12 protein-coding genes and 1 pseudogene are annotated in these 17,404 nt (G+C 39.1%); 9 read left to right on the top strand and 4 right to left on the bottom strand.

The features are described from left to right. Positions 1 to 7 precede the first annotated feature (7 nt). Positions 8 to 733, top strand: coding sequence for an MlaA family lipoprotein (locus tag L0668_RS10100; RefSeq protein WP_370659896.1), 726 nt, complete (start codon positions 8 to 10; stop codon positions 731 to 733). A gap of 95 nt (positions 734 to 828) precedes the next feature. On the opposite strand, the pseudogene L0668_RS10095 reads toward L0668_RS10100, so the two are convergent. Next, a pseudogene (locus tag L0668_RS10095) lies at positions 829 to 984 on the bottom strand (UDP-glucose 4-epimerase GalE); the annotation flags it as partial. A 133-nt stretch (positions 985 to 1,117) separates the two neighbouring features. Between L0668_RS10095 and L0668_RS10090 the strand changes: the two are divergent. Genes L0668_RS10090 through L0668_RS10060 form a run of 7 tightly spaced genes read left to right on the top strand, consistent with a single transcriptional unit; the run spans position 1,118 to position 11,009 of the window. Further along, a complete protein-coding gene (locus L0668_RS10090; RefSeq protein WP_235312252.1) occupies positions 1,118 to 6,214 on the top strand; it encodes a choice-of-anchor V domain-containing protein in 5,097 nt (1,698 codons plus the stop codon). Positions 6,215 to 6,226: 12 nt separating this feature from the next. Next, positions 6,227 to 7,564 carry a DUF1501 domain-containing protein gene (locus L0668_RS10085; protein ID WP_235312250.1) on the top strand — a complete coding sequence of 446 codons (1,338 nt, stop codon included), beginning with the start codon at positions 6,227 to 6,229 and terminating at the stop codon, positions 7,562 to 7,564. A 2-nt stretch (positions 7,565 to 7,566) separates the two neighbouring features. After that, positions 7,567 to 8,202, top strand: coding sequence for a thermonuclease family protein (locus tag L0668_RS10080; protein ID WP_235312248.1), 636 nt, complete (start codon positions 7,567 to 7,569; stop codon positions 8,200 to 8,202). Continuing rightward, on the top strand, positions 8,199 to 8,693 hold the full coding sequence (locus L0668_RS10075) for a TlpA family protein disulfide reductase (protein WP_235312247.1): 495 nt from the start codon (positions 8,199 to 8,201) through the stop codon (positions 8,691 to 8,693). Before L0668_RS10080 ends, L0668_RS10075 begins: the two co-directional genes overlap by 4 nt. Then, complete coding sequence (locus L0668_RS10070) at positions 8,690 to 8,899, top strand: DUF4266 domain-containing protein (RefSeq protein WP_235312245.1); 210 nt, start codon at positions 8,690 to 8,692, stop codon at positions 8,897 to 8,899. Before L0668_RS10075 ends, L0668_RS10070 begins: the two co-directional genes overlap by 4 nt. Before the next feature lie 42 nt (positions 8,900 to 8,941). Further along, entirely contained in the window at positions 8,942 to 10,117 is a 1,176-nt protein-coding gene (locus tag L0668_RS10065) for a DUF3570 domain-containing protein (RefSeq protein ID WP_235312243.1), read from the top strand. 31 nt (positions 10,118 to 10,148) lie between these two features. Next, entirely contained in the window at positions 10,149 to 11,009 is an 861-nt protein-coding gene (locus L0668_RS10060) for an FAD:protein FMN transferase (RefSeq protein ID WP_235312241.1), read from the top strand. 64 nt (positions 11,010 to 11,073) lie between these two features. Here the strand turns inward: L0668_RS10060 and galE are convergent, their stop codons facing one another. From galE to L0668_RS10045, 3 genes are all read right to left on the bottom strand, one after another. Then, positions 11,074 to 12,087: a UDP-glucose 4-epimerase GalE gene (gene galE / locus L0668_RS10055; RefSeq protein ID WP_235312239.1), complete on the bottom strand. Its 1,014-nt coding sequence runs from the start codon at positions 12,085 to 12,087 to the stop codon at positions 11,074 to 11,076. A gap of 3 nt (positions 12,088 to 12,090) precedes the next feature. Further along, a complete protein-coding gene (locus L0668_RS10050; protein WP_235312237.1) occupies positions 12,091 to 12,390 on the bottom strand; it encodes a DUF6170 family protein in 300 nt (99 codons plus the stop codon). Positions 12,391 to 12,542: 152 nt separating this feature from the next. Beyond that, positions 12,543 to 14,039 carry a peptide MFS transporter gene (locus tag L0668_RS10045; protein WP_235312236.1) on the bottom strand — a complete coding sequence of 499 codons (1,497 nt, stop codon included), beginning with the start codon at positions 14,037 to 14,039 and terminating at the stop codon, positions 12,543 to 12,545. A gap of 327 nt (positions 14,040 to 14,366) precedes the next feature. Here L0668_RS10045 and L0668_RS10040 point away from each other — a divergent pair, with 327 nt between their 5' ends. Then, entirely contained in the window at positions 14,367 to 17,102 is a 2,736-nt protein-coding gene (locus L0668_RS10040; protein WP_235312235.1) for an SLBB domain-containing protein, read from the top strand. Positions 17,103 to 17,404: the final 302 nt, after the last annotated feature.

Raw genomic sequence — 17,404 nt, 5'->3', positions numbered from 1 at the left:
AGTTTTTATGTTGTTCACGGGTTGTGCAACTAAAGATGCTGCTCAGCAACAAGCAGCAAGTTATCAAGATCCCAAAGATCCTTTTGAGCCTGTAAACAGAGCTTTATGGGACTTTAATTACGATGTTTTAGATGAATATATATTAAGACCAGTGACTATTACCTATGTGGATTATATGCCACAGTTTGCGCGTACGGGTTTATTGAATGCAGCAGAAAACCTTGAAGAGCCTTCCTATGCCCTAAATAACCTATTACAAGGTAAAATAGACGGTACATTTATAAGTTTAGCTCGTTTCTTATTGAATTCTACAGTGGGGTTATTGGGCACAATTGATGTAGCCAGTGAAATAGGTTTGCAAGTAGAAGAAGAAGAGTTTGGTGAAGTGTTAGGAAAATGGGGCGTAAGTACTGGACCTTATTTAATGATTCCAGCCATGGGGCCAAGCGATGTGCGTAGCTCTGTAGGTGATGTGGTTGATGGAGCTTATTCCCCTTTAGACAGTTTAAATTTTTACCTAACCTTACTGCGTTCAGGTATCAAGGCAATTGAAAGTCGAGCATCTGTTATAGAGCAGGAGCAACAACTTGCCAACTCAACCGATCCTTACGCATTTGTTAAAAGCGCATATTTTCAAAATCTAGAATACAAAGTTAACGATGGTGAAGTTAAGCAATCAGCAGAAGAAGCTGCCCTTGATGATGATCTAGATGCCTTTTTGGATGGTTTGTAATTTGTCGGCATAACAATTTAAATTGCTTGTCATAAAAAAGCCCTGATATTTCAGGGCTTTTTTATGACATTAACTTTGCTAAAAATAACAGAAGCTTAGTAACCTTCTGGGTTAGAAGCTTGCCAATTCCATGAGTCTCTACACATTTCAGGTAGTCCACGGGTAGCTTTCCAACCTAAGGCATCACTGGCTGTTTTGGGATCAGCATAACAAGACGCTACATCACCACTTCTACGCTCTACAAATTGGTAAAAACTGATTTAGTTTATCTGCAATTAATTTAGATTTAATCAATGTATGCATGTACTATTTATTTTTTTGCCTATAGTTTGAGCTATTTTAAAACGGGTAGGCCTAATAAACTATAATTCATGGGGTTAATGGATGAATAAACTGTGTTTGATCGTTATTTTCTATATGTTGTCTACATATGCCTTAGCTAGCTCCAGTGGTATTACGGGCCGTTCAGGTAAGCAGGGGGTAACGTGTAATACGGGTTGCCATTCGGGCAGTGATTTTCAATCAAGTTTAACCTATGACGGTGCATTAACGGTTGAGCCAGGTCAGAGTATTGACATGGCTTTGTTTCTTCAATTTTCTTCTCCTTCTTCTGTTTTTACGCCGATGGCGGGCATTAATATTGCGGTATCTAATGGCAGCTTGAGTGCAGGCAGTGGCTTGCATAAGGTCTCGGGCGAATTGGCTCATACGCTAGGCAGTTTAAGCACCCTTTCGAACGAAGAAAAAACCTGGAATTTCAGTTGGCAAGCACCGAGCACAGAAGGTTCGGTGACTTTGTATGCGTGTGCTGAGACGGTGAACCGTGATTTTCAAAATTCAAATGATGATTCTAAAGCAGCATGTATTGAACAAAATATTACGGTGATGAGTCAAACTGTACCAGAGCCAGAGCCAGAGCCAGAGCCAGAGCCAGAGCCCATTACACCTTCGGTTCGTGGTGATGTCGACTATGACAGCCGAGCCGATTATTTAATTTATCGTCCAGAGAGCCAAACGTTTTACACTAAGTCTTCTTCTAGTGAGTCACTCATTCATGCTCAGATGTTGGGACAAAATAGCTATTCAGTGCCCTTGTCAGGAGATGTGGATGGCAATGGTAAAGAAGATATTGTGGTATGGAGTCCCGCTAATGGGCAATGGGAAGTAATATTGGACAACGGTCAGACTACTAGTTTTATTCTTGGAGAGGTAGGAGATTATCCATTTATAGGAGACGTTGACGGAGATGGGAAGGCAGATCCTATTGTGAGGCGCTCATCAACAGGTAGTTGGCATTATCTACTATCTAGTGAAGGTTATGCTGAATTATCACTTTCATATGGTCGGGAAAATACAGATGTGCCGGTACTAGGTGATTATGATAATGATGGCAGAGTAGATTTTGGTGTATGGCGATTAGGTAAATGGTACATACGTTGGAGCAGTGATCAAAAGACGCATGAATATTCGTTAGGGACAAAAAGCACGGATATTCCGACACCAGCTGATTATGATGGAGACGGTAAAACAGATATAGCGATTTGGCGCCCGACAAACGGGACATGGTACATTTACCATTCAAGTACGGGTAAAAGGCATGATACGAGTTTCGGTAATCAAAGCAGCGATATCCCGGTTCCAGCAGATTACAATGGAGATGGTAAAGCAGACATAGCGATAAGACGTCCTAATAATGGTAATTTTTATTATAAGAGCTCAAAGACGGGCAACACAATCATTACGGCCTTCGGGAAAGAATCGACAGATATTCCAGTACTAGGTGCATTTAGAGCAAAACAAACATTAGTTCAAACCCTCAAACCAGCGATAAAGGGAGATTTGGATGGAGATGATAGGGCTGAGTATTTAATTTGGCGACCAGCTACACAAACCTTTTATGCTAAATCTAGTGCCAGTGAAGACTTGATTTTTAATGAAGTTTTAGGCTTTCAAAGAACGGGCATACCACTGTTGGGGGATTTAGATGGAGATGGGGGAAACGATACTATTGTCTGGCAACCTGAATCAGGTCTATGGGATATACGTTACGCTTCAGGTGACATGGGAAGCTTTACTCTTGGAGAGGTAGGAGATTATCCATTTATAGGAGACGTTGACGGAGATGGGAAGGCAGATCCTATTGTGAGGCGCTCATCAACAGGTAGTTGGCATTATCTACTATCTAGTGAAGGTTATGCTGAATTATCACTTTCATATGGTCGGGAAAATACAGATGTGCCGGTACTAGGTGATTATGATAATGATGGCAGAGTAGATTTTGGTGTATGGCGATTAGGTAAATGGTACATACGTTGGAGCAGTGATCAAAAGACGCATGAATATTCGTTAGGGACAAAAAGCACGGATATTCCGACACCAGCTGATTATGATGGAGACGGTAAAACAGATATAGCGATTTGGCGCCCGACAAACGGGACATGGTACATTTACCATTCAAGTACGGGTAAAAGGCATGATACGAGTTTCGGTAATCAAAGCAGCGATATCCCGGTTCCAGCAGATTACAATGGAGATGGTAAAGCAGACATAGCGATAAGACGTCCTAATAATGGTAATTTTTATTATAAGAGCTCAAAGACGGGCAACACAATCATTACGGCCTTCGGGAAAGAATCGACAGATATTCCAGTATTAGGTGCATTTAGAGCAAAACTAAGTAAGTTAACCACACCTGTGGATACGGTGACACTATATAATGTTAGCGTATCAGAGCCAGTGGTACAAAGTAAGTGCATTGCTTGTCACACTGCAACAGGCGCAGCAGCGGGAACGCGTTTACATTTTGAGTCGAGTAATGTCAGTAATTACCAAATGGTGAATCGTGCTGTCTTGGGTGATTTTTTAAATCAAACTGGTGTGGATAGCAATTATGTATTATCTAAAGTCCAGGGTTTGCTATCTCATGGTGGTAGCACACAGTTGACCTTTGGTAGTAAAGAATATACAGCATTAGGAGAGTATTTGTCGGCCATTACAGGTGAAGAAGTGGTAACAGAGGCTAAGGCGTTTTGGAAAGGGGTGGGCTTTTTAGATAACAAACAAACCTTAAGAAAGGCGGCCATCATAGTGGCAGGTCGTCTGCCAACAGAAGAAGAATATGCCGCAGTAGCAGATAATCAAGACGCATCATTGAAAGTGGCATTAAAAGGTTTAATGCAAGGTGAGGGGTTTCATGATTTCTTGACTGATGGAGCAAGTGATAAATTGCTTACACGGAAGTTTTTACAAACTGGCGGGGATTTTTTAGATTTTAATAATGGGCATATTATTGAGGGCGCTAAGCTAAAATATGATTATTATTTTGAGGGTAGAGGAGATGATTTTCATCCTGAAATAGCCCGTCCAGCTGTTAATGCTTTTGCCTATGCAGCAGAAGAACTGATAGCCTATGTGGTCGAAAACGACAAACCTTACTCAGAAATCCTCACAGCTGATTACACTATGATGAACCCTGGGCTAAATAGGGTATATAGAGGTGACGCCACCTTTACAGACTTAAATGATAATAGTGATATGCAACCCGGAAAAATCCATGGTTATATGTTGTTTGATACATTTGAATCTGAATATAAAGAAGGGTTTGGGCATGATGTTTCTCAAGAGGGCACTAATATCACTTGGCCCCATGCAGGCGTATTAAACGACCCTGCATTTTTAGAGCGTTATCCTTCTACTGCCACTAACCGTAATCGCGCTCGCTCTCGTTGGACGCAATACTTCTTTTTAGATTTTGATATCGAAAAATCAGCAGCTCGCACCAATGACCCAGTAGCGCTCGCAGATAAAGATAACCCCACCATGAAAAACCCCAATTGTACCGTGTGCCATATTCCGATGGATCCTATAGCCGGGGCATTTCAAAACTACGGTGACGAAGGTTTTTATAGAGGCAGTTGGCAAGGCAAAGATTCATTACCAGACACTTATAAATGGCCTGAAGATGGTAACTCCTTATATCAAGAAGGAGATACTTGGTATCGGGATATGCGTACGCCTGGTTTTTATGGGGAAGAAGCCCCTGATAATAGCAATTCTATTCAATGGTTAGCCCAGAAGATTGTGGCTGATGACAGATTTGCAGTCTCGGCTGTGAAGTTTTGGTGGCCAGCAGTAATGGGGAGTGCGCCTATTTATGCCCCAGAAAATGCTGGGGATCATGATTTTGCGTCAAAGTCTTTGATGTATAGCCAGCAAAGTGGGTTTATTAATGAGTTGGCTGACAACCTTCGTGAAGACATGAACTTAAAAAATACTTTAGTGGATATGCTAGCCAGTGATTGGTTTAGGGGTTCCAGTATGACAGCTGCCGCGGCTGAAACCCATGCAAAAAATAACAGTGGTGAAGGAAGGTTATTAAGTCCTGAGATGTTAGATAAAAAAACTAAGGCCATAACGGGAAAAGCATGGGGAGAACATTATCCTGAATGGAATAATTATCAAAGACGTTCAAATTTAGCTGATGATTACCGTTTAACCTATGGTGGCATAGATTCAGATGGGGTGATAAAACGCGCTGAAGAAATGACCTCAATTATGTCACAAGTGGCGTTAGCTCATGGGGCTGAAATGGCCTGTGGTGTAGTATTAAATGATTTTGCCAAACCAGCAGCAGAGCGAATGTTATTTGCCAATATATCAAAACTAGACACTCCTGACGTTGTTCATAGTGAGGTTATTACACTTGAAAATAACGGCCCCAAAAACAGTCAATCTTATGTATATAATGTGCCTCTAAGTAAGGGGAAACACTTTGTCAATCTAACCTATCTAAATGATTGGGCTGATTTTGATGACCTAAAAGTCGATGTGAATCTAGTTATCGATAAAGTTGTGGTTGAGTACTCCAATGGTGGAGTATTAGCTGAATATGACGGGGATGGCATCTTAGAGTTGGTGCCTGATGCACCTTGTTCTGGAGATAGAAGTGAGCCTGAAACGGGCAGTGATTTAAATATATATTCGAGTTGTGGGCCAGTATCTATTCCAATCCAAATTGATAACGATAGTGACTATGTTATTAAGGTATTCGCATACGGAGGGTTTCATGATTCAACTAATGGTGAACATAGGACTGAGCTAGATGGTGTGTTAGCTAACACTCAAATGCAGGTGTCAATTATTGTTGAAGACTTTAATACTCAGGGCAGTATTAATAAAGAAAAAATCAAACAAACTATCGTTGAGTTACTTGAAAAAACTTGGGGGCAATTTTTGTTAACTTCAGACCCTGAAGTTGAGAATATTTTTGAGCTTTATGTGGCTTCTTGGAAAGCTAAAAAAGAGCGTAGCGATTGGAATCATATCCAAGAAGAGGATAGTGAATGTGATTTTGATTACCACCTTTATTCAACCGATGAAGAAGATGGTTGGGTGCTTGGGAATGACCCTCATTACGCAATGAGTGCTTGGCGTACTGTTATTGCCTACCTAATGACCGACTATAAATATCTGTACGAGTAAGGAATAAATAAAATGAATAGACGTAATTTTATCAAAATGACAGGCCTTACTTCTCTCGCTAGCGTTATGCCAGCCAGTTTAAATTTGCATGCCGCACCGGTCGATTTTGCAGGAAAATATTTAGTCACACTTCAATTACTGGGTGCTTGGGATGTGAGCAGTATTTGTGATCCTAAAATGAACGTGCCCGGTGAAGATCAAATAAACCATTGGGCGCGAGATGGCGAAACACAAACCGCGGGTAATATTCAATACGCTCAATTTGCTAATAATGCGGCATTTTTTGATAAGTATCATCAGGATATGCTGGTGATTAATGGCATTGATGCTCAAACTAACTCTCATAACGCCGGTGTTACACACAATTTTAGTGGTCGAATTTCTGCAGGGTTTCCTTCTTTAACTAGCTTGTATGCGGCTATTCATGGAGCGAATCTACCTATTGCTTACATCAATAACGGTGGTTATACAGAGACTGCTGGTGTCATTCGTAACACTCGGTTAGAACATGCTGGTGAAATAAAAAACATAGTAAAACCTACTTCATCCAGATGGAACCCTAATAATAAATGGATCCCTGATGAGGATTGGGCGCTAATAAATCAGTATCGTGATAAAAGCATGATAGAAAAAATAAATTCAACCAATCTATCAGTAAGAGAGCGAAGAGCTGTAAGTAACTATAAATCAGCATTAGATAGTGCCTCAATTTTAACTGATTTTTCAACTGCATTAGATGCTGCTGGTGATTTACATGAGGATGAAAGCGGTACTGAATATTGGAGTAGCCTTAAACGTCAAATGCAGTTGGCAATGATCAGCATGAAATCAGGGGTGACTATTTCAGCAGATCTTCATTTAGGGGGATTTGATACCCACCAAAATCATGATGTATTGCAAGGAGAATTGTTAGCCCATGCTACAGATGCAATCGACTTTTTCTGGGAGTATGCAGAAGAAGTGGGCTTAGCAGATAGAATGGTGTTAGTGGTTAATTCTGATTTTAGTCGCACCCCTTATTACAATTCAACAGCCGGCAAAGACCATTGGCCTGTGGGTAGCGCAATCGTGATGGAGCGTAATGCTCCATGGGGAAATCGTGTTGTAGGAGCGACCGATGAGGGACAAAATGTTATTCCTATCGACCCAGTGACTTTGCAGCCACAAGCTAATGGTGGCAGCATTATTTACCCTAAACATGTAATGCAGTCTTTACGAGATTATATGGGCATATCTGACCATGCCATTGTTTCTCCTTTTGTTTTTAACAATGAAGAAAGTTTTGATTTTTTCAGCTCTACTAAATCTACGCCTCAGTCTGGTGATCCAAGAAATAGTGTTAGGATTTAAATTTGATTTTCAGATATATAGTATTGCTCTTATTGAGTATTTTTTTGGTTGCTTGCACAAAAGCCCCCGCTTATAAAATTAAACATGTAGTTGATGGAGATACCCTTGTTTTAACTGAGTTTCCTGATGTGCGATATGATTTGGCGTACATAGATGCACCAGAGCGTGAGCAACCTTACGGGCGAGAAGCAAGAGCGTATTTAAAGCAGTTGTTTGCAGATCAACAAGTCGACATTGTGTTCAATGTTAATCAAGAATTGGAATTGTTTGTTGATGGGCAATCGATTAATTACTTAATGGTTAAGCAAGGTTACGCATGGGCGCAACTTAATATTGCCGACTCAATCGATTCACTAAGTTATACAGAAGCACAAAAACAAGCAGCAAATAATGGCACTGGTTTATGGTCGTTAGAACATGGGCTTATGATTGCGCCATGGCAATGGCGAGAACAATCCACCGAGCGTGCGCCATCAATGAATAGTCATGATCGTTTAAAACGACAAAGAGAATTAGAACGAAAAAAAGCCTTAGAACAGCAATATGCGAGAATGGAACGGCAAAGAGAACAAAGAGCTCGATACGAACAATCTAAAAAATTAAATCAGCAAGTTTCTGAAAAAGAGTTAACGAAATGAAAAACATAAGGTTATTGATGGCTGTGTTGTTTTGTTTAACCACGCAACAAGTAAACGCGTTAGATAACGGTGAAATAGTACCAAATCTCACCTTGTTAGATTGGAATAATACCCCAGTTGCAATAGCTGATTATAAAGGCAAGGTACTTTATATTGATTTTTGGGCATCTTGGTGTATACCTTGCAAAAAGTCATTCCCTTTTATGAACGATTTGCAAGCTAAATACGGAAAACAAGGGTTTCAGGTGTTGGCGATTAATATGGATGAAGAAAAGCAAGATGCTGAGAAGTTTTTAAAAAAATATCCAGCTGATTTTACTATTTTGCAAGGTAACAGTGATTTAGCTAAAGCATTTAAACTTACTGGTTTGCCTATGGCGTTTATTGTTAATCAAAATGGAAAGTTAATGGCTAAACATTCGGGTTTTAATCAAAACAATAAGAAAAAAGTGATATTACAAATTGAACATTTATTGGTTGGAAATAGATGAAAAAAATATTATTAGTTGTGTGTTTAGGTTTTTTATCAGGTTGTGTTAGCACAGTAGAGCCCTGGGAACGAGGCCGTTTTACGAAAAACGAAATGCAATTAGAGCCCGACCAAATGGGAGCGGCTTTTAAGCGTCATGTGTATTTTAGTAAAGAAGCCTCAAGTGGCGGAACTAGCACTGCTGGCGGTGGTTGTGGTTGTAATTAATAGTTATTTAGTAGATAAAAAATACACAATGGATGTTTGGTAATGAGTAGTAAAAATAACGTATTAGCCATGTTGGGTGTCGCGGCGACTAACCTAGTGGCTACTCAAACAGCTGCTATTGAAGTAGCAGAAGAGTTTCAGTTTGGCTTGCGTCATCATAGTTACGAAGAAGAAGGGTTACCTGAATCATTAGGTGGATCAACCGACAGATATGATATCAATGTTAATCAGTTTTCTATCATTTCCCCTTTATCAGAAAAGTTCGATATTGCCTTAACTTATCAACATGAAAAAATGTCTGGTGCTTCTCCTTGGTACACCATAATGGGAGCTGACGAAAAGCCTGTTCAAATCATGAGTGGTGCTTCTATAGAAGACAAACGTACGGATGCATCGGCTAAAGTGCGTTATGTGTTGGGAGTAAGTAGTTTTGCGTTAACTGCGGCTGTGTCTGATGAAGATGATTATAAATCTGAGAGTTTTGGTGTTGGATATGTAAGAGAAAGTGTTGACAAGTTATCTACTTGGTCATTTTCAGCTGATGTATCTAATGACGATATAAACCCTGTTGACGCCGATATTTACACCACTAGGCCTAATACAGAACAGTCAAAAAGATCGACCTCGGCTTTGATTTCTTACAGTCATATCTTGAATAAAAATACGCTACTACAAGTAGGCGCGGGGTATAGCAAAAAAACGGGATTTTTATCAGACCCTTATAAAATGGTGATAGCCAATTTAGCATTAATAGGTGATTCTCGACCAAGTCGTCGCTACGCTAAAACGTTATCGTCTAGATTGCGATATTTTGTTGATGCATCGGATTCCGCTTTGCATTTTGACTATCGTTATTACCATGACTCTTGGAAGATTAAATCTCATACTTTGTCTTTTGCTTGGTATCAAAACCTGCCGATGAACTTTCAGTTAGTACCCTCAGTTAGGCTGTATTCTCAATCTGAAAGTTTTTTTTATGATGTGTTCTACTCTGATGTACGTGCTGATGGTTTCTATTCCACTGATTATCGACTATCTGAATATGGTGCGACAACCTATGGGCTAAAAGTCATTAAAGCCTTTGACAATTGGTCAATTACCTTAAGTGCAGACAAGTATAGCAGTGGAGGTAGCACAGGGTTTGCAAGTGAAAGTATAGAAAATCCAGCCTTATTAGATTTTAAGTTGGTTTCCTTGGGATTTGATCTCCATTTCTAACTTATCATTGTACCAATATGAATTTAAGGCCATGGGTAGCCCTTGTGCTTTAAGTTTGTATTGTGAATCTAAGCTTCAATTTGAAGACTTGATAGCTAAGAGCTTGGAGCTGGTTAACCGTTTAGAAGATACATATTCCCGCTTTAAGCCCGAGAGCTTATTATCAAAGGTTAATTCAGCTGCGGGATCTGATGCCACATTTCCATTAGATGATGAGTGTTGGCAATTGTTTAATTACGCCGATTCAGCTTACAAAATAAGTGATGGGTTATTTGATGTTACCTCGGGCGTATTACGTCAAGTTTGGGACTTTAAAAGTAATAAGCTTCCTCCAATAGACAAGCTAGAAGCAGTTGTAGCCTTAGTAGGCTGGCATAAAATTAAATTACAGCAAGATAGTTTCAGTTTGCCCCACGAGGGCATGGAATTGGATTTAGGCGGGATTGTAAAAGAATATGCGGCTGATTTATTAGCAAGCACTCTCCGCCTGTCAGGTTGTGAATTTGGCCTAGTGGATATGGCTGGTGATATTGCTGTAGTTGGTCCACACCCAGATCACTCACCTTGGAATATCGCAATATCTAACCCCGCTGCTACCACAAAAGCCATTGCGACAATACCATTAATGAGTGGTGGCTTAGCAAGTAGCGGTGATTATGAACGCTTTATTATGTTAGATGGTGAACGTCATAGTCATATACTTAATCCCAAAACGGGTATGCCCGTGAAAGGTTTGGCAGGGGTGAGTGTTTGGGCACCTAAATGTGTTATTGCAGGAACCATTGCAACAGTCGCTATGCTAAAAGGTGACTTAGCAAAGGCTTGGTTGATTGATGTGGATTGTAATTATTTAGCCATTGATCAAAATGGTCAGCTTGACATGAAAAATTAACTTTGTAATAAACAAAAGCCCTGATAATTCAGGGCTTTTTAGTTTTTAGAAAGGTTGCTGGGGATTAATAACCTTCTGGGTTAGATGCTTGCCAATTCCATGAGTCTCTACACATTTCTGGTAGACCACGGGTTGCTTTCCAACCAAGTGCATCACTAGCTGTTTTTGGATCAGCGTAACATGAAGCTACGTCGCCACTTCTGCGTTCAACAAATTGGTAAGGTATGGCTTTACCACTTTGTTTTTCAAACTCTTTTACCATGTCTAATACGCTGTAACCTACACCTGTACCTAGGTTGTAAGTCACTATGCCAACGCCTGTTTTAAGTTTTTCAAGGGCTTTTAAATGGCCTGCAGCTAAGTCCTCTACGTGGATATAATCACGTACACCTGTGCCATCTGGCGTATCGTAATCATTTCCATAAATGGAAAGTTGTTCGCGCTTACCTGTGGCCACTTGGGTGATAAATGGCATTAAGTTATTTGGAATTCCGTTTGGATCTTCGCCTATACGTCCTGATGGGTGTGCACCGGCAGGATTGAAATAACGTAATAAAGCAATATTCCAGTCGTTGTCTGATTTATATAAATCACGTAACACCAACTCAACCATTAACTTAGACATACCGTATGGGTTAGTGGGTTGGCCGGTTGGCATATCCTCGCGTAGCGGTAGTTCAACTGGATCACCGTAAACTGTAGCTGATGAACTAAATACTAGGTTCTTTACGCCAAATTTCTTCATGGCTTCGCATAAAGTTAAGGTGCCATACACATTGTTGTTGTAATAATTTAATGGCTTTTCAACAGATTCACCTACTGCTTTTAAACCTGCAAAGTGGATGACTGAGTTTATTTTATGCTTAGAAAACAATAGTTCTAAGATGGTGTGGTCTCTAATATCACCTTGTACAAAAATGGTTTTTTTGCCGGTGAGCTCTTCAACTCTATTTAGAGACTCTTGAGATGAGTTACATAAGTTATCAAGCACAATCACTTGATTTCCAGATTCTAATAATTGTAAAACGGTATGACTACCTATGTAACCTGCACCACCTGTTACTAAAATTGTTTGCATGCATTAGTCTCCTTGCGTGTGTATATGAGAAATGTATTTTACGCATAAACCAAGATGAACTGGTTTGATGATCAGCGGAAAAAGTAAAGTTGTTAACAAAGCCCAAACTATTGCCAGCCAATTTGTGGATACTTGAATAATAAATACAAAAATCGGGATGACAACCATTAGTTTTAAAACGTTTAGTAGTAATTTTTCGGGCCCTGTTAGTTTACGTTGGGCAGTTTGGATCGCCGCTAATCTATCCGTTAAGGATAAATGCGTTAATTGTGGAATGTGTTTGGTAGAAAAATAAAACTTCATATCCAGGGTTTGCCTGCTTCAAGAATTTTTTTAAGTACTAAGAAATTAAGTAGTAACAAAATCGCCCAGTAAAACTAACGTTTAACTGGGCGAATATTTTAGCACGTCTCAATCGATTCGTATTTGGTAAATCTTAGCTTTTCATCTAGGAATTATGACTCAGCTAACTTTTCCCACTTTCTGGTTTTAAGTGTTAACACTGCTATCACCACGCCCACAGCGATGGTAAATAGACCTATTTGTAAATATAGTCCTGGCATTTCTGATACGTTATTCGGATCGAAATTACCTGCTAATCGACCTGCTACCACGTTACCTATGGAGTAAGTTAAAACAAATATTCCCATCATTTGGCCAGCAAATCGTTTAGGCGATAATTTACTTACCGCGCTTAGTGCTACAGGGCTTAAACATAATTCACCTACAGTATGCAAAAAGTAAGTAGCGATTAACCAATATGGTGCCACTTTTAAACCCGAGGCTGCGATTTGTGCAGCGAAGAACATAACCAAAAAGCCCAATGCCATAATGATTAAACCGAGTGCACACTTAATCCCATAAGAAGGCGTAATCATTTTTTTAGCTAAGTTAATCCATAGCGCAGCGATAAACGGCGACAATGTTATGATAAAAAATGAGTTAGCAGATTGAAGCCACTCTGGCGGGATTTCAAATGTTCCTATCATGCGTTGAGTATAATCTTGACCAAATAGGTTCAAAGAAGAACCTGCTTGTTCGAATCCCATCCAGAAAAAGATTGAAGCGATACATACCAATAATAGTGAGATTAATTGGCGTTTTTCATCTGCGGAAGTATTGCCAAAGAAAAAGATGGCAAAAAAACAGATAAAAAATAAACTGGTAGCAATAATTGCAAATGAGTCGGCAACTACCGCTGCGTTAAATGTCATTGTTCCATTCATCAAGAGCACTGTAATAAAAGTTAGGCTGAGCATGAAAGCCCCTATTACAGTCCAACTTAGCTTTTGCGCCTTTTCAGACATTTTAACGGTAGGTTCTGCACCCACTCCTTTTAATTCTGGAGTGGTTAAATAGAACTGAATTAACCCTAAGCCCATTCCCACTGCAGCGGCGCCAAAGGCCCAATGCCATCCAACATTAATTCTTAAATAACCACACACCATATAACCAATGAGTGAGCCTAGATTGATACCGAGGTAATATAAGGTGTATCCACTGTCGCGACGTGTGTCTACTTTAGAATAAAGTTGACCGACCAACGCTCCTATATTGGGTTTTAACAAACCGGTACCAAGTACCACTAAGATAAGACCAATATAAAAAGTATTTTCGTTTGGAATGGCTAATACTATATGGCCACACATAATAATAATGCCGCCATACCAAATAGCTTTTTGACCACCTATTAGCCTGTCTGCCATCCAGCCACCAGGTAAACCTAATAAATATACCGAGCCTGTATACAAGCCATAAATGGCGCCCGCTGTAGCAACGGTTATGCCCAAGCCGCCTTCCTGAATAGAAGCGGTCATAAATAGCACTAACATAGCGCGCATACCGTAGTAACTCATTCTTTCCCACATCTCAGTTAGAAAGAGTGTTTTTAATCCTTTTGGATGCCCAAAAAATTGACGCTCGACATCATTAATTGTTGTTTCTGTTGTCATGTAAACAGCCTTTATATTTTTTATAGTTTTAGAAATTTTATTAATTTGAATTTAACAAAAACCAGTAACACCATAGCCTCCCTGAAAAGCAAAAAGTGGTTATTACTACTAGGTCTTTTATATAAACGTTTTGTTTATACTAGAGTCGCTGCAACAACTCAAGAAGAGGGTGTTGCATCTTGATATGATAAAGTGAAAAATCAATAAAAGATCTTGTTACGAATAAGTCGTCTTAGGCATTTCACTCCAAGAGCAAATACGCTATTCTAACGCGGTTTTTTAGCAATCTTTTTTTAACGCTAAAACTTTGAATTTTATGGAAACTACATGTCTCGATTTGTTTTAAAACTTATTCCTTTTATTTTTACCCTAAGTTGGATTCTTAGCTTCAGTGTATATGCTCAAACAACGCAACAAATTCAACAGTTTAAAAATTTACCCAGAGCTAAACAGCAACAGCTTGCTAATCAATTAGGTATTGACCTCACTGGTATTGCACGGCAATCAAATAATGCTACTGGATTGTCAGATAATAATAAACCTATGATTACGTACCCTCGGGGCACTCAATTTGATGAATTTGGAAATCCTGTCAATTCAAATGAAGATATATTTAAAAACAATTTCAAAAGTGAAGATGAAAATGAGTTGAAGTTATACGGATTGGAACTCTTTGCTAATTCACCTAGCACCTTTACACCTACCTCAAATGTTCCTGTACCTGCCAATTATATTTTAGGTCCTGGCGACCAAATTGTTGTGCATTTATATGGTAAACAGAATGAAGAATATCAATTAATTGTTGGCCGAGATGGCAATGTTGTCATACCTAAATTAGGGCCTTTCAATATTGCTACTAAAAGTTTTACTGAGGCTAAAACATTTTTAGTAGAACAGATTGGTCAACAAATTATTGGTGTGAAAGTTAGTGTTTCAATGGGTGAACTGCGTACCATTAGAGTGTTTGTAACTGGAGAAGCATACAAACCAGGTGCCTATAACGTTAGTTCTTTATCAACTATTACCCATGCATTATTTGTGAGTGGTGGGGTGACTGATATTGCCTCTTTACGCAACATTCAATTGAAACGTGCGGGTAAGCTTGTGCAAACTTTAGACCTGTATGATTTGCTGTTACAAGGTAATACATCTGATGATGTACTTTTACAATCAGGCGATGCCATATTTATTCCTCCGGTACAGATTACTGTCAGCATCGATGGTCAAGTGAGACGCCCTGCTATTTATGAACTAAAAGGCAATGAATCTTTAAGTGAAGCTATTTTATTGGCAGGTGGAGTCTTATCTAATGGTTATGAAAAATCAATAGGTATTGAAAGAGTAACAAATGGTCAAAAAGTACAGTTGACAGTAGATAACCTTAAACAAAATATTAAAGTTAGTGACGGAGATAAAATAACTGTTCCAGAGGTTTCCGAGTATGTATCTGATTCTATTACTTTAATTGGTGATGTGGCAAGGCCTGGGAATTATCAATGGAGTAACTCTTTATCAGTGTTTTCTTTGCTGGGAGATGTAAAAAGGGAATTGTCAGAAACGGCAGATCTAAATTATATATTAATCTTACGTGAAAACACTTTGTCACGTGAAATAGATGTCTTACAGGCTGATCTAACTATGCCTGCAGCCCAAGGGGATGTTGCCCTCAAACCGCTAGATAAAGTATTGGTTTTTTCAATAATTGAAAGTGTAGAGTTTGCCGATGAACAAGTCGGTCAGTTCGCATACACAGCTGAAAAATTGAAAGAAAATGAAAAAAACATATGGCAAAAAAGAATAGAAGAGAAACTTTTTTGGCGCTCAGTTGGTCTAGTAAATGAACCACAATTGCAGACTTACGAATTCAATAGTGAATTGGCTCAAATGCCTAATCAACCCATAATTGAGTTGACTAAAGCTGAAAAGGAAAAAATAGAAGAGTTTAAAGACAATGCCTATTTTTCTCGAAAAAGAATGTTAGCGCCAGTGATTGCTATGCTGAGAGATCAAGCTAAGTATGGAAGTCCATTAAAGTTAGTGGAAGTAGCCGGGGAGGTTAAAGTGCCAGGGTTTTATCCATTAACCCAGCAGGCATCAATTCAAAATTTAATTAAAGCCGCAGGTGGGCTCACAGAAGCTGCCTATCCGGAAAAATCAGAAATCACCCGTACAGAGTTTAATTCTCATGGTGAAGCCCAGGTTCAACATATTGAATTTAAGCCTTTCGATGAGCTAAAGAGTGGTTTAAATGCTACGAATAGTTTATCAATAAAAAGTAAAGATAGAATTAATATATACACTACGCCTTCCTGGCAAGAAGAGCTAACTATAAGTGTTAAAGGAGAGGTTGAGTTTCCGGGTGATTACACTATTAGGCGCGGTGAAACGTTAAGTGAGTTGTTAACTCGGGTTGGAGGCTTAACTAAGTATGGTGATGCTAATTCTGTGGTATTTACACGTGAAGTATTAAAAGAGCAAGAACGTAAAAACTTGCAAACCTTAGCTGAAGAATTACGTAAGCAAATAGCGTCCGAAAGTTTAAGGCGTAAAGCAGGGGCAGGGAGTATCGTGAGTTATGACGAAGCTAGAAAATTATTAAGGGACCTTACAAGCAAAGAAGCAGTCGGTCGGCTAGTTATTGATTTATCAAGGTTAATTTCAGGAGATAAATCACAGAATGTGATTTTGGAGGATGGTGACGTATTGTACGTGCCTGTTCACAGCCAGTCAGTGAATGTGATGGGAGAAGTTTATGTACCGACTTCACATTTGTTTGCTGAGGGGCAAAATTTGACGGCCTATATAGAAAAAAGTGGGGGGTATCGATCGTTGGCCGATGAAGAAAGAGTATACGTTATTAGGGCAAATGGTGAAGTGGTTATTCCAAATTCAGGTGATGATTTTTGGTTTAACTCTGAGCAAAATGTTACAAAAATATTACCTGGTGACACTATCGTAGTGCCATTTGATTCTGATAATGTTGATAATATGACGTTATGGACGAATGCTACACAAATCGTGTATCAACTTGCCGTAGCTGTCGCAGCTATTGGTAGTTTATAATTTAAATTTAAAGGTATTAAAAAAAATAACCAAGTATAAAATTTTTGATTTTATTAATTTTTTTTTATAATACTGTTGACGTGTTTAAAAAAATTGCGAAAATAGACATGCGTTAACTCTAGTTATAACTTAAAAATATATTTTTGGTTAAAAACTAAGCTTAAGTGAAAAAATATATTATAAGTAGTTGAATTTGACAGTGATTGTGCCATTATCTTGGCTTAGCTAATTTAGATTAGCTAAAAGGCAATTAGTGAATCAACAAATGCCACTTCTTAGGTTGTAAGTCGAATGGCCAAAAA

The organism is Paraglaciecola algarum, from assembly GCF_021532655.1.
Lineage (GTDB): Bacteria > Pseudomonadota > Gammaproteobacteria > Enterobacterales > Alteromonadaceae > Paraglaciecola > Paraglaciecola algarum.
The sequence above is the reverse complement of the archived record's forward strand: the minus strand, read 5'-3'. Positions and strand labels throughout refer to the sequence as shown.